At 55.9% G+C, this 13,160-nt stretch carries 14 protein-coding genes; 8 read left to right on the top strand and 6 right to left on the bottom strand.

Annotated features, from left to right (window positions below; translation table 11 throughout):
• Window positions 1–9 precede the first annotated feature (9 nt).
• The 3 genes from RGB73_RS05400 to RGB73_RS05390 form a co-directional block, all read right to left on the bottom strand.
• Window positions 10–1,065, bottom strand: coding sequence for a tetraprenyl-beta-curcumene synthase family protein (locus RGB73_RS05400; protein ID WP_310769844.1), 1,056 nt, complete (start codon window positions 1,063–1,065; stop codon window positions 10–12).
• Window positions 1,066–1,137: 72 nt separating this feature from the next.
• Window positions 1,138–2,055 carry a response regulator gene (locus RGB73_RS05395; RefSeq protein WP_310769842.1) on the bottom strand — a complete coding sequence of 306 codons (918 nt, stop codon included), beginning with the start codon at window positions 2,053–2,055 and terminating at the stop codon, window positions 1,138–1,140.
• Between the two features lie 4 nt (window positions 2,056–2,059).
• Window positions 2,060–3,340 carry an ATP-binding protein gene (locus tag RGB73_RS05390; protein WP_310769840.1) on the bottom strand — a complete coding sequence of 427 codons (1,281 nt, stop codon included), beginning with the start codon at window positions 3,338–3,340 and terminating at the stop codon, window positions 2,060–2,062.
• A gap of 228 nt (window positions 3,341–3,568) precedes the next feature.
• Between RGB73_RS05390 and RGB73_RS05385 the strand changes: the two genes are divergently transcribed.
• From RGB73_RS05385 to RGB73_RS05375, 3 genes are read left to right on the top strand one after another with little or no spacing between them, the layout of a single operon-like run.
• Entirely contained in the window at window positions 3,569–4,570 is a 1,002-nt protein-coding gene (locus RGB73_RS05385; protein WP_310769838.1) for a TAXI family TRAP transporter solute-binding subunit, read from the top strand.
• Window positions 4,571–4,577: 7 nt separating this feature from the next.
• Entirely contained in the window at window positions 4,578–5,111 is a 534-nt protein-coding gene (locus tag RGB73_RS05380) for a DUF1850 domain-containing protein (protein ID WP_310769836.1), read from the top strand.
• Window positions 5,112–7,070, top strand: coding sequence for a TRAP transporter permease (locus RGB73_RS05375; RefSeq protein ID WP_310769834.1), 1,959 nt, complete (start codon window positions 5,112–5,114; stop codon window positions 7,068–7,070).
• Window positions 7,071–7,145: 75 nt separating this feature from the next.
• Here RGB73_RS05375 and RGB73_RS05370 read toward each other — a convergent pair whose 3' ends face one another.
• A complete protein-coding gene (locus RGB73_RS05370) occupies window positions 7,146–8,054 on the bottom strand; it encodes a CvfB family protein (RefSeq protein WP_310769832.1) in 909 nt (302 codons plus the stop codon).
• Between the two features lie 207 nt (window positions 8,055–8,261).
• Between RGB73_RS05370 and RGB73_RS05365 the strand changes: the two genes are divergently transcribed.
• Window positions 8,262–9,041 (top strand): undecaprenyl-diphosphate phosphatase, encoded by a 780-nt coding sequence (locus RGB73_RS05365; RefSeq protein WP_310769831.1) that lies wholly within the window; start codon window positions 8,262–8,264, stop codon window positions 9,039–9,041.
• Between the two features lie 39 nt (window positions 9,042–9,080).
• Here RGB73_RS05365 and RGB73_RS05360 read toward each other — a convergent pair whose 3' ends face one another.
• Together RGB73_RS05360 and RGB73_RS05355 are read right to left on the bottom strand one after the other, a co-directional pair.
• Window positions 9,081–9,305 carry a hypothetical protein gene (locus tag RGB73_RS05360; protein ID WP_310769829.1) on the bottom strand — a complete coding sequence of 75 codons (225 nt, stop codon included), beginning with the start codon at window positions 9,303–9,305 and terminating at the stop codon, window positions 9,081–9,083.
• A gap of 45 nt (window positions 9,306–9,350) precedes the next feature.
• Window positions 9,351–9,704, bottom strand: coding sequence for a toprim domain-containing protein (locus tag RGB73_RS05355; protein WP_310769827.1), 354 nt, complete (start codon window positions 9,702–9,704; stop codon window positions 9,351–9,353).
• Window positions 9,705–9,902: 198 nt separating this feature from the next.
• Here RGB73_RS05355 and RGB73_RS05350 point away from each other — a divergent pair, with 198 nt between their 5' ends.
• The 4 genes from RGB73_RS05350 (at window position 9,903) to RGB73_RS05335 (ending at window position 13,075) form a co-directional block, all read left to right on the top strand.
• Window positions 9,903–10,058, top strand: a complete 156-nt coding sequence (locus RGB73_RS05350; protein WP_310769825.1) for a hypothetical protein — start codon at window positions 9,903–9,905, stop codon at window positions 10,056–10,058.
• Between the two features lie 121 nt (window positions 10,059–10,179).
• Window positions 10,180–10,479: an ArsR/SmtB family transcription factor gene (locus RGB73_RS05345; RefSeq protein WP_310769823.1), complete on the top strand. Its 300-nt coding sequence runs from the start codon at window positions 10,180–10,182 to the stop codon at window positions 10,477–10,479.
• A gap of 84 nt (window positions 10,480–10,563) precedes the next feature.
• Window positions 10,564–11,748 (top strand): MFS transporter, encoded by a 1,185-nt coding sequence (locus RGB73_RS05340; protein WP_310769821.1) that lies wholly within the window; start codon window positions 10,564–10,566, stop codon window positions 11,746–11,748.
• A gap of 82 nt (window positions 11,749–11,830) precedes the next feature.
• The gene (locus tag RGB73_RS05335; RefSeq protein WP_396136172.1) at window positions 11,831–13,075 is read left to right on the top strand and encodes an MFS transporter; all 1,245 of its coding nucleotides are present in this window, start codon (window positions 11,831–11,833) and stop codon (window positions 13,073–13,075) included.
• Window positions 13,076–13,160: the final 85 nt, after the last annotated feature.

Genomic DNA, 13,160 nt, shown 5'->3' with positions numbered 1-13,160 from the left:
CCTTCTCCGTTACCTTCTCACAAGCAAACTATTCACGTAAAACAGGATCGACGGCAAGCCTTTCGCCTGTTTTAACAACTGCTTTGCAATGGTGTAAATACGTGGCTGACTACGGTTTACCTTGCGATCCGCGAGGTAGAATGCAATGAGCCCGTCCACGATCATACGGTGAAATGAAGGATTTGGCAAGCGTCTGACGCTTGCCTTTGCTTGTTTCATGAAGTATTGCAGCCGCTCCGTCGCGTCCCGCTCCGATTCATAGTAGCTGACGAAGTTCAAATCCCCGCCCAGCCTGTCTTCCTCCAGATCGATCAAATAGTCGAGCAAGATATGTAATCCGCACATCCAAGGGAAATACGCCTCGCTCACCCGGCGAATCTGCTCATCCGGAACATCCGGCTGCGTTGCCAGGCAAAACAGAGCAAAAATGCCGATCGTCGAGCCTGTCACCGCCGCAAATTCCTGCCAGTACAGCTCGTCGTACCGCTCCTGGTATTTGCCCCACCATCTCAAGAGCTCTCCCTCCCGCAATTGCGGGGCGATGTGCTTGTACACCTGGAGGTCGCTGTACAGGCAGGAGAACTCCACGACCTTCGCCTGAATCTTGGCGTATCCCGGCAACCGGGCCGCATGCTTCTGGCAGGTCTCCACCAAGGCAGCCAGGTAGCCGCCGTCATCCTTGTCTTCTCGATACTGATAGTAGTCCCGCAGCGGGGCTCCTGGGGTCAGAGCATCCTGCATCGATACGTGCAGCTGCCGAAAGTCTTCGGGATCCAGGGAGGTACTGCGGTCGCAGAGGTTGTCCAAATAATCGCTGATCGTCTGGTAAGCCACAATCAGAGGGACGACGGTCTCCACGAACGGAACGACCTGGGCGGCGTACACCGATCCGCCCTGGCAATGAAATTTCTTTGTATTCATACTATCCAGCGCCTGTTTCCGCAACTCGGGATTGGGAATGGCCTGCGCCCTCTGGTACCAAGCCGCAAACTCCCGCTCCAGCACAGGTAGCACATGGCGATAGACTCGGTATAGTAGCTGCCATGGATTACGCAGTTCGCTCACTTGTTTCCCTCCCAACACAACAATAGTGATATCTTACCACATTTGCTGCTGTGCACCAAAAGAGCAATTGGTTTACCCGAGTCTGCGCTTGGACTCCATATAGAGGACGAACATGAATTTTTTCGTGTTGATCTTGGCATTCGAGAGAGCCGACTCCTGCTGCGATTCCAGCTCGCGCATGCGCTTGCGGACCTCGGTAAAATCAAAGAAGGTCGCGGCGTACGTCTCGAATTTGGGGTTCGAGTAGTCCGTCAGCCCGAGGGAGGCCAAATGGGTCAACGCCTGGTAAATGGCACGCCTGACCCTCTGCTCCGCAGCCTTTACCTCTTTTTGCACCAGGGCCGCGTTCTCCGTCCCCAGCTTGCTTGCGGCCACTCGCTGAAAGATCTCCTTAAGCGAAGGAAACGAATCCTCCGGAGCCTTTCCTTTTTCCCAACGGTGCAAATATTCCATCATATCGAGCAGATCTCTGCTGCCGGCTTCGCTGATCACCCCCAGTTCGGTAAGCAAAAAACGCGCCGAGCTCCCGATGCTTTGCTCCTTGTAAACCGGTTCCTTTTTAGGCGCAGCGGCATGGCCGGAAAGGACGCTGAGCGATCTTTGGATGCCTTCGATCGACTGCTGCAGCAAAATTCGCTCCCGCACTTTTTGCAACACGCTGATCACCTCGAGCCGATTGACCGGCTTGGTGATGTAGTATTCGATGCCGAGCGAATACGCTTCTGCGATCATCTCTTTGGACTCGATCTGCGAGATCATCACGATCTTCCCGCTGTAATCCTGCAGCTGGCGCACCGTCTCGATCCCATCGCGGTTTGGCATCAGGAGGTCAATCAGGAGAATGTCCGCCCGCTTCCACTCCAGAAAGTCCCGGTCGATTTGGGAGCCATCCTCCGCCTCCCCGCACACTTCCCCCAGGTCGGCGTCCTCGATGATGTGCGCCAGCATCGAGCGGACGGCCGGATCGTCATCGGTAATGAAGTAACGCATGTTTTCACCCTTTCTGAACAAGACTGGCAATCGGCAGCCGCAGGAGAAAGCAGGTGCCACGCCCTTCCCGCTCGTCCGAAATGTCGATGTGTCCTTGCAGGTTGTCGATGACTTCCTTTACATAACAGAGGCCGATGCCTGTAGACGGTTTGCCCGAAACATCGTACTTGGTGGTGAAGCCGGGCATGAATAGCAGCTCCCTATCCTTCACCTGAATCCCCGGTCCGTCATCGGACACAGAAAATTGAATCCATTGCCGCGATTCCGACAAGGATGCTCGAATCGACACCGTTCCTTTGTCCTGGATCGCTTCGACAGCATTGGCCACGAGGTTGTTGAGCAGCGACAAGGTCGTGTAAATGTGGCAAGCCAAATACGGAGCAGCCACCTCCGCCTCGAAACGGATGGTCTTGCCCAGCAGTCTGGCGTACTTTTCATGAGCGCGAACGGTCACGGCAATCAGCTCGCCCATGGCCATATAGTCACGTTCGTTCTGATCGGAGATGAGCTTGGAGAGCCCTGCGTAAATGCGCTGGTTGTCCTTTTTCACCTCGTGCACCTGACCGGCGATCGACAACGCCTGCTTGGAGAAGCCGTCCCCCCAGCCGTCCGGCACCTGTTCTTTTATTTTCCGGTAGAGATCGTAGCAATCCCGGGTGATGTCCTCGACCTGCTGCAGCGTCTTTTTCAGGTGGACCGATTCCTCGTACAGATTGGAAATCAGCATCAGGATGCGCTCGTTGCGGTTTCGCTGCTGACTCTCCATCCATTTGGCCTGGCGCAGTTGAATGATGTTGAAAAAGCTGAGGACAAAAAAGCTGCGAATCAGCGCGATGGCTGCGATCGGCCCGATGACGGAGAGATGCAGCACACTTCCCCACGAAGACGAGCGAAACGAGAGCTCGACCAGGTTGGCTCCGATCTCGGCGGCGGTCCCGAGTAGACCTACCCAAAGCGGCAAATGGTGAAACCGGTTGACCCGAAAGAGGGAAAACAATCCGGCAAACGTGGCGTAAAAGAAGAAGGCGGGCAAGTGCGAGTGAAACGAACGGACAAAATCGAAGGCGTCCAGCGACATCCAGTCCAGCAAGATGCGAAACAGCACGACGGTCGCCCCCGTCAAAAGCCCCGCTATAAAGGAGGGCCTCAGCCACAGAAGCAAAAAGAAAAAAGCCGTCGTCCCAAAACTGATGCGAAAATCGTCCTGGAAGGGATGAAACTTGAGTTCGCCCGCGATCGGGACGGTGAGCAGCATGACTAATAGAATGTAGAAGTTCTCTCTCATCGGTAGTGGCTCACAATCCTCCTGCCCCAGGGGAGCAAAATTTTCCCATACAGGTTTCGACATCTATTTTACTATATTCTTTTATAGTTTTTTGTAGTTTTTTATAGGTATGCGCTTACACTTCCATGAGATAGCGCCTTTCTTCCCGAAAACGCTACTGATTATTCTGGTTATTCAGAGTAGGCAGCTATCTGCAACCATTACATATTTAGATAAGGGGGAATTTCCATGAAAAAACGCAGTCTGCTCCTTTCTCTGACCCTCCTGCTGACCATGTCGCTCGTGACGGCATGTGGCGGCGGAGGCGGCAGCGCTCAAGGCGGCCAAGGCGGCAATGCCAGCGGCGGCAGCAACGACCCGTCCCAACTGATCATCGCCACAGGCGGTACAGGCGGCACCTACTACCCGCTCGGCGGCGGAATGGCCGAACAAATCACCAAAAACGCCGGTATTACCGCTACCGCCCAAGCGACAGGCGCATCGGCAGAGAACATCCGTCTGTTGCGCGACAAGAAAGCGGATATTGCCTTCACCCAAAACGATATCGCTGAATACGCGTCCAAAGGCACCAACATGTTCGAACAGGACGGCAAGATCGAATCCTTCCAGGCTTTGGGCGCTCTCTACGACGAGACGATCCAGATCGTGGTGGCGAAAGACAGCAACATCAAGAGCGTAGCCGATCTGAAAGGCAAGCGCGTTTCCGTCGGGGCGCCAGGCAGCGGTACCGAAATGAACGCCAAGCAAATTTTGGAAGCGTATGGCTTGACCTTCGAAGACACGCAGCTGCAACGCCTGTCGTTCGCTGACTCGTCGAAAGCGATTCAGGACGGACAGCTGGATGCCGCCTTCCAAACAGCGGGAACCCCAACTGCTGCGATCACAGAGCTGGCTGCAACTACCGGGGTAAAAATCATCCCGATCGATGCGGACAAGATCGATGCGATCATCGCCAAGTATCCGTTCTATGTAAAAACAACGGTTCCTGCGAACACCTACCAAACGGTACCTGAAGAAGTCACTACCGTATCCGTGAAATCCATGTTGGTCATTCGCGCAGACCTGAGCGAAGACCTGGTGTACAAAGTGACGAAAGCGATTTTTGAAAACACGGACAAACTCGGCCACGCCAAGGCAAAAGAAATCAAAATGGACAGCGTGCTGTCCGGCGTGAGCCTGCCTGTGCATCCGGGTGCGAAAAAGTACTTCGATGAAAAAGGCGTGAAGTAGGTAACCCATGCTTTCCGGCAAGACGGCAATACCACAGAAAGGGCGGACCGCGTTCCGCCTTTTCTCCTTACTGATTCTTCTGGCGGCCATTGTCGGCTTCTGCGCTATTCCCTTGTTTCCCTCCCTGGTCATTCGCGACACGCTGTCCCACAGGCTCATGTGGAGCAGCCGCATCGATGACCATACCACTTTCGGCATTCGTTGGACTCATTCCATTCATCGCTCTTTAGTCGAAGAGCACTACCGCATCCAGGGCGGACAGATCATTTTGACGGACATGTCCTTCCATGACTACGGTATCGGCATGGAAAACGAGCTGGCCCCTGGCGAAGAGCTGGTCATCTCGGACGGGGCATTCCACGTCCTTCACATGAACCGCGTCTTTCCCGCCCTCCACCTGTACATCGGGCAGGTACGGGCTAACCATACGCTGCTCTTTTCCGGGAAGGAAATTCCTCTCGGCACCATCGACAAACCGGGAGCAGCCATCACCATCCAGGCTGAAAAGCGATCCATTTTGAGCGAGATAGGAGGCTACTAGATGAGCACAACATCCACCACGGCATCAACCATGAGTCAGCAAGAGATGGATAAGCTGATTGCCCAGTACGACAAGGAATCGGCTGTCCGCCAATTCGAAGGTCCCATGAAATGGCTTACCTTCGGGCTGCTTGTCCTGTTTTCCGTTTATCAATTGAGCGCCACGCTGTTCCTCACCCTTCCGCCGCAAATTCACCGCCCGATCCACCTGGCTTTTGGCCTGGGGCTGGTCTACTTGCTTTACGCCGGCAGCAAAAAAGGCAACAACGGCAAGGTCGGCATCGTCAACATCATCCTCGCCTTGCTGGGCGTAAGCGTCTGTCTTTATTGGGTTTTCGATTATGAAGGGCTGGTGACGCGGACGGGTAACTACACCACCCTGGACATGGTGGTAGGGGGCATCGCCATCCTGCTGGTACTGGAAGCAGCGCGCCGCGTCGTAGGCATCCCAATCACCACCATTGCAGCCCTGTTCCTGCTGTACACGTACTTCGGTCCGTACATGCCAGGCTTTCTGGAGCACCGCGGCAGCGATGTCGAGAGGATCATCGGCCACAGCTACTACACGCTGGAGGGCATTCTCGGCACGCCGCTGGCCGTATCCTCTACCTTCATTTTCTTGTTCGTCCTGTTTGGCGCCTTCCTGGAGAAAACCGGCGTAGGCGAGTACTTTAACGACCTGTCCCTGGTAGTCGCAGGGCGCCGCATCGGCGGACCCGCAAAGGTAGCGGTCTTCTCGAGCGCCCTGCAGGGAACCATCAGCGGAAGCTCCGTCGCCAACGTGGTGACGTCCGGTGCCTTTACCATCCCGATGATGAAACGCCTGGGCTATCGTTCCGAATTCGCAGCTGCGGTCGAAGCCTCTTCCTCTACCGGCGGACAGATCATGCCTCCGGTCATGGGCGCAGCCGCCTTCCTGATGGCTGAATTCATCGGTGTACCTTACCTGGAAATTGCGAAATCGGCGGCATTGCCGGCCATCCTGTTCTTCGTGGGGATCTGGATTATGACGCACTTCGAAGCGAAGCGTCTCGGCCTGCGCGGCTTGACCAAAGAAGAGCTGCCTGACAAAAAAGAAGTCTTGAAAAAAATGTACCTGCTGCTGCCGATTATTATCATCATCACCGCTTTGATGATGAACGTTTCCGCAGAGCGCTCCGCGATTATCGGGATCGTCGCCACGATCGTCGTCGGCGCATTCCGCAAAGAGACGCGCATGTCTGTCGCCGACATTTTGGAAGCGCTGGCCTCTGGTGCGAGAATGGCGCTCGGCGTCGTAGCCGCGACCGCTTGCGCCGGAATCATCGTCGGGACCATCACCTTGACGGGGATCGGCCTGAAGCTCGCCAACGGCCTGATTGACCTGGCAGGCGGACAGCTCTTCCTGACACTGTTCTTTACCATGATTGCTTCGCTGATCCTCGGGATGGGTACGCCTACCACGGCGAACTACATCATTACGTCTACCATTGCGGCACCGGCTTTGATCCAGTTGGGCGTGCCGGAGATCGCGGCTCACATGTTTACGTTCTACTTCGGGATCGTCGCGGACATTACGCCGCCGGTCGCACTGGCCGCCTTCGCCGCTGCCGGTATCGCCAAATCAAAGCCGATCCGGACGGGCATCGAGTCGACCCGATTATCGATCGCCGCGTTCATGGCGCCGTACATCTTTGTCGTTTCACCAGCGTTGCTCCTGATCAATACGACTTTCTTTGAATCGATCTGGGTCATGCTGACGTCCACACTGGGGATGATCGGGGTAGGGGCAGGCTTGATCGGCTATTGGATGGCGAAGCTCAACCCTCTGGAGCGCATCCTGGCAGTCGCCGGCGGCATTCTCGCCGTCATCCCTGGCATCGAAAGCGATATCGCTGGCATCGTCTTGCTGGCACTCGTATTCGGTTTGTCCCTGTACAAGGCACGTAAACAAAAAGGAGCCTTGCAAGCATCTGCATAACGTTTCCTTCCTCCAATCAAAAATCCCTCCTGTACGCTGTCCACCGGGACCTCGTACGGGAGGGATTCTTTTTGCTTACGCCTCTTCGTGTTGGATGAGCTTCGTCCAGCCATCCACCTGCTCGATCCTGCGTTCCTTCATGAGCTTTCCTAGCGCCCGCTTGAAGCTGGACTTGCTCATCTGAAACTTTTCCCGGATGATGTCTGCTTCCGTCTGATCGGTGTACGGCATGGCTCCGTCGCGGTTGACCAGGTAGCGCAGCAGCTTGTCCGCGTCGGTCTCGTACTGGACTTCCTTGCGCTCCTTCATCGAGCCGTTCAGCCTGCCGTCCTCTCGCACGTAGCTGACCCGGCAGCGGACAGTCTGGCCCAGCCTCATCCGTTCGGTCATTTCGTCGCGGTGAATAAAGAGGATGTGCTCGTCTTCCGTCAAGAGGAAGGCCCCTGCCGCGATGACCTTGTACACGGTGCCTTCGACCGTTTTGTTTTTCATCCGCTCATCCGCCGGGGCGGATATTTTCGTCACTTCCTCCTCGGTCACCAGCTGAGCAAGCAGCCGTCCCAGCTTGTCCCGTTTGAGCGTCACCAGCAGGCGGTCGCCCGGCCTGGGCCACTCGTCCCTCAGCTTGGGCAGGTCATCGAGGAACAACAGCAGATCCTTCTTCGTCCCGTTGTCCAAGAATACGCCCATGCGAGCCGATAGATCCACGACTTCCAGCCAGCCGTACTCGCCCAACCCCACATAAGGCAGGTCCATCGTGGCTGCCAGGCGGTTTTCATGGTCGTGGTACAAAAACACCTCGACCTCTTCCCCCACATCCAAAGGTCCGCGGGCCTCGTTTCTGTGCAGGAAGACCTCGTCGTCTCCCGCCTGCAAAAAATAACCGATCTCACTCTTGCGGGACACGGTCATATTCAGCGTCAGCCCGGCTTGCAAACGGCTGGTCGCTATGCTCTTTCGCACTTGTTTCTTTCCTTTGTACATATCGCTACAATTCCTCACTCTCGTCGATCCTGACACTAAATATACCCGTCCGGCAGGGAGAAATACCACAACTTTTTTCCATTCCCCGCACGGAAAGAAGGGCAAAACGGGAAAGTCTCGCGCAAGTGGACATACATATGACAATAGATGGCAAGCCGTTGAAAGATGCCTTTTTTCATCCTCGTGACGTTAGGAGTGAGTCATCCCATGCTACTCTTGCTCGAGCACATCTTTCTGGGGATCGTGCAAGGCTTGACCGAATTTTTGCCTATTTCCAGCACAGGCCATCTCGTCTTGTTCCGCAAGCTGTTCGGTCTGCAGGAAGCCGGCCTGCTCTTCGATACGATGCTCCACTTCGGGACGCTCATTGCCGTGTGCATCGTCTTTTGGGAGCAGATCCGCTACATCCTCGCTCATCCGCTAAGCAAGCTCGCGCGGCTGCTCGTCGTCGGCACGATCCCGACCGCCGTGATCGGTCTTGCCTTCGAGGACTACTTCGAGGAAATCTCGCGGACCGGGGTCACGATCGGCTGGGAGTTTCTCGCCACCGGGGCGATCCTCTGGGGCGTGGAGTCCATGCGCAGAGGGCGCCGCACCTTTGACGAGATCGGCTACACGGACGCCCTGATCATCGGCACGCTGCAGGGAGCCGCTATCCTGCCGGCCTTGTCCCGCTCCGGACTGACCATCGCCGGTTCTCTCCTGCGCGGGATCGAACGGGCGGACGCTGCCCGCTTCTCTTTTCTGCTGTCGCTACCCGCGATCCTGGGGGCATGCGCCCTGCAGGCCGTAAAGGTGGCCAAAGCCCCTCTGGAAACCTCGCTGCTCATCCCGATGACTGTCGGGACGATCTGTTCGGCGATCGCCGGGTACATCGCCATACGCTGGATGCTGGGGATTATCAGCAGAGGCTCCATGAAAGGATTTGCCATCTACGTATGGATTCTCGGCATCGTCATTCTCGCCCTGCAATGGCTGGGCTGGTAGTCTCCCGAAAAAGAAAGCCGGCTCTCGCAAGCCGGCTTTTCATTTGCTTTCTTCCTTGTCCGGATAACGGCTCGCCACGAGCTTCCCGACCAGAATCACAATCCCGTAAAACGCGGTAGCCAGGATCGACGTCCCCAGCCACGTGGCCGTTCCGAGCGCCAAATACAGCAAAGCGTGGGCGATCCAGATGCCCGCCAGCCACGCCAGGACATTCATGCGGTTGAAAAAAGTCATCAGACTGCGCAAATCGGCTTGCACCTCCATAGGTCCTCTACCTATGTTATAGCCGATGAGCCGGCGTTTTATCCCTTAGCCTCCGCCGTGCCCGAGGACCGACGGATCTACCGCAAATCCTGCCCGATCCAGGAGCTCCGCCAGGACGTCAAGCGGCGTGTTGGCCACTTCCGCGTACATGCTCAGCGTATGCAGGTGGCTGGCACGGGGGAAATCCTCCCGCAAACAGGCCCGCAGCTTTTTGCCGCTGGCATCCTCGTCCGTAAACAGATACACTTCGTCTGCGTCCATGGTTTGCTCTGCGAGCTCCTCCCCCTTCTCCGGGCTGTACGTCCCGTATGTGCACAGAATGGTGACAGGCTCCGCAAGCACCCGCAGGAGCCGCTCCTTGTCCGTTTTGCCTTCCACGATGATGACGCAACCAGCCATTCCCATTTTCTCCTCTCCAAGACGGTCTTTCTTGTAGTATACCTGCGGTCTCCGTTCGAAGCACCCTCTGGCCCAACCCGGTCCTACGAGGGCCCTCAAGCCATGACGCAAGGAAGCGGCAAGGGCAAGATGTGGATGAGTAGCCCCGCGGATGGTTTGGCATCGTAAAAGAGAAACCAAAGGAAAGGAGCGACCGACATGTCCAAGTGGAAAAGTGCGAAAAACCTGAACCAGAAAGGCCTGGCAGTCACAGGCTTGACCAGCAGCACAGCAGCGGACGATACCCATACGGAAAGCAACCAGGGATCGTCGCAGCAGCCAAGAAGCCGTCAATCCTCCCCTCCTTCCCCATAAGACCGTTAGCTTTTTGCCGGAGCATCCGCCGGCGCAATAAAAAAGAAGCCGTCGCTCGGCTTCTTTTTTTTGCGCACATTCCCCTCTTGCCTCATATAGAAAACCTTGGTAAGATACTTCCATGATTATTGAACAACAAAACCAACAATCCCTTAATGAATGGCGGGTCAAAATTTTCAAAGCGCTGGCTGACGAGACCAGACTTGCCATCATCAAACTGCTGCACCAGACAGGCAGAGAAATGAACTGCACCGAAGTGGGCGACAGGTGCGAGGCATCCAAATCCAACGCCTCCTACCACTTTCGCACGCTCAGGGAAGCAGGATTGATCAAAGTAAGAAAGGAGGGGCAAACTCGTTACATGTGCATCCACGCAGATACATTCGAGCAAATCCTGCCCGGATTTTTGGATACCCTCTAACGCGGTATCATCTTTTTTGGTCTTTAGTTCAAAAATCATTTAACTATTAAACAATAGAATTATAGGATCATTGGAGATGAAGACATGAATTATCGTTCGCTTACTGTCCTGTTTTGTACGATGTTTTTGATCGGCACCGACACCTTTATCATCAGCCCGCTGCTGCCGGCCTTGCGGGAGCTGTATCACGCCAGTACGACTGAAGCGGGTTGGCTGGTGGCGGCCTACGCTCTCGGGTACGCCTTGTTTGCCATTGTGGCCGGACCGCTGTCGGACAACTGGAACCGAAAGCGGGTGATGACATTCGGAATGCTGGGCTTCGCCTTCGCGACCATCGCTTGCGGTTTTGCCGATCAGTATGCCGCGATGTTTGCCTTCCGCTTCCTGGCTGGCGTGTGCTCCGCCTTTGTCGGCCCGCAGGTTTGGGCATCCGTTCCCATCCTGTTTTCTCCGGCTCAGATCGCCAAAGCCATGGGGATCGTGATGACCGGTCTTACTTCGTCCCAGTTTGTCGGCGTGCCGCTCGGCAGCTTCCTCGCCGCTGCGGACATTTCCTTTCCATTTCTTGCTGTGGGTGCCGCCTCTTTGCTCTTGTGCGTATTCATCGCTCGCAGCTTGCCGGATCTGCCGCCCGTGGCCGCTGTATCCGTGCGCGGTGCAACCGCCCGCGCCCGCTCAATCTGGACTCGCTACCGCGACCTTTTGGCGGTGCCTGGAGCTTCCCGCTATTTCTTTGCCTACTATTTGCTTATGACGGGTTTCTACGCGTTCTTTTCCTTGTTTGGAATCTGGCTGTCCGATCAATTCGGCCAATCCACTGCGCAAATCGGCGTCACGACTGTGTTCATCGGGCTTGGAAACACGGTAGGCAGTCTTGTCAGCGGCTGGGCGGTCGAGCGGTTGGGCAGAAAAAACGCCCTGGCTGCCAGTTTTCTGACCAACGCTCTTGTGCTGAGCGTCCTGCCTCACGTCAGCGGGCTCACTTTTGTACAGGTACTTCTTACCGGAATGTTTTGCCTCTCTGGAATGCTTGTCCCGATCCTGATGGGACTGCTGCAGACGTTGTCGGCTTCTTCCCGTGGCACGATCTCCAGTCTGGCCAACGCCTGCATGTACGCGGGCACCTTGACCGGCTCCGCTCTTGCCGGCGGACTGTACAGCTCCTTTGGCTTTTTTGCCGTGACCATGTTGTCCATCGCCGGGACCCTCTTTGCTTCCTTGCTGTTCCTGCGCAAGCCCGAGAGCAAACCGGTTGGCGTGAATCTGTAAGGCTCTTTACATTCCCTGGCGCCCTTGCTACTCTATTGTCTGAATCAAAATAATTTTGCTGAAAATTTTAGGGCAGAGGAGATTGGGCGTGCGGACATCACTATGGAAAAACAGCTCTTTCCTGAAGCTTTGGCTGGCGCAGCTGACAGCCAACATCGGCGATCAGTGCTACAGCTTTGCCTTGCTGTGGTACTTGCTTCAGACGACCAAGTCGGGCACGGCACTGAGCCTGCTCGCTGTTCCGGAAATGGTGGCGGGACTCTTGTTTTACTTGATCGGCGGCGTTCTCGCGGACCGGTGCAATCCCCGTCTGTTAATGGCAGGTACGGATGTGGCACGGATTGGGGTCGTCCTCGCCGTCGGTGTCATGACCGTTTTCGGAGCCAGGCAGTTTTCCTTCTTTTTGGCCGCGCAATTTATGCTCGGGGTATTTTCCAGCTTGTTTCAGCCGGCACGGACTGTCGCACTGAAGTCCATCGTCCCGCTGGAGCAGCTGAGTCGGGCAAACGGAATCCTGGACACGACCTTTCGCACCGTACGGATCCTCGCGCCGATGACCATCGGGCTGGTCGCATCCGCTGTCCCGCTTTCCACCCTGTTCTTCGTGAATGCAGGCAGCTACCTGCTCTCTGTCCTTTTCGTATGCACCATTGGCATGACCAAGCGAACCGATAGCGGCCCCGCCTCCAAGCTGAGCGTCCGACAGTACGGCGCAGACATCGCGACGGGCGTCAACGAGCTGAGGCAAAACCGCTCCTTGCTTTCCATCCTCCTGTTCAGCAACCTGGGGTACCTCGTGTGGCTGGTTACGTACAACGTCGGGTTCCCCTTCCTCGCAGAGCGAATGGAGCAAGGAAACGGTAGCACCCTGGCCATGCTCATGGGCTTCTACGGAGTCGGCAATCTGCTGGGAAGCCTGTACATGTCGCGCGCCAGTTACTCCCGACACCTGTTTGTCATTCTGATGGGCTGGGTGGCGCAAGCGGGAGGGTTCCTGCTGCTCACGGCCGGCGGCACCTTTCACTGGATCGCTTTTCTCGGCGCTGCCATCGCCGGAGTCGGCGGACCGCTGATCGGCATTCCGACCGTGACGGCGATCCAGCTCAAGGCCAAGGATGCTCACATCGGGAAAGTGTACGCCATCAACATGCTGATGTTTACCTTCTTCGGGATGCTTTCGAGCACCCTGGGGGCAGTCTGGCTCGGAAAGCTGCCGGTCGAGCAGCTGTTCCTGACCAGCGGGCTGTTTTTGGCAGCCCTCTCTGCGGTGGGGCTGCTAATCGAGAAACGAAATCAAACGGAAAAACACCAATCTTTCGATGCATAGTCAGAAGGATTGGTGTTTTCCCTTTTATTTGAAAAAAGGCATTGCAAACCTAATTTTTGTGTCATATAATCTGACATAAATAAAT

It is taken from the genome of Brevibacillus brevis (assembly GCF_031583145.1).
In the GTDB taxonomy this organism is placed as follows: domain Bacteria; phylum Bacillota; class Bacilli; order Brevibacillales; family Brevibacillaceae; genus Brevibacillus; species Brevibacillus brevis_E.
The sequence above is the reverse complement of the archived record's forward strand: the minus strand, read 5'-3'. Positions and strand labels throughout refer to the sequence as shown.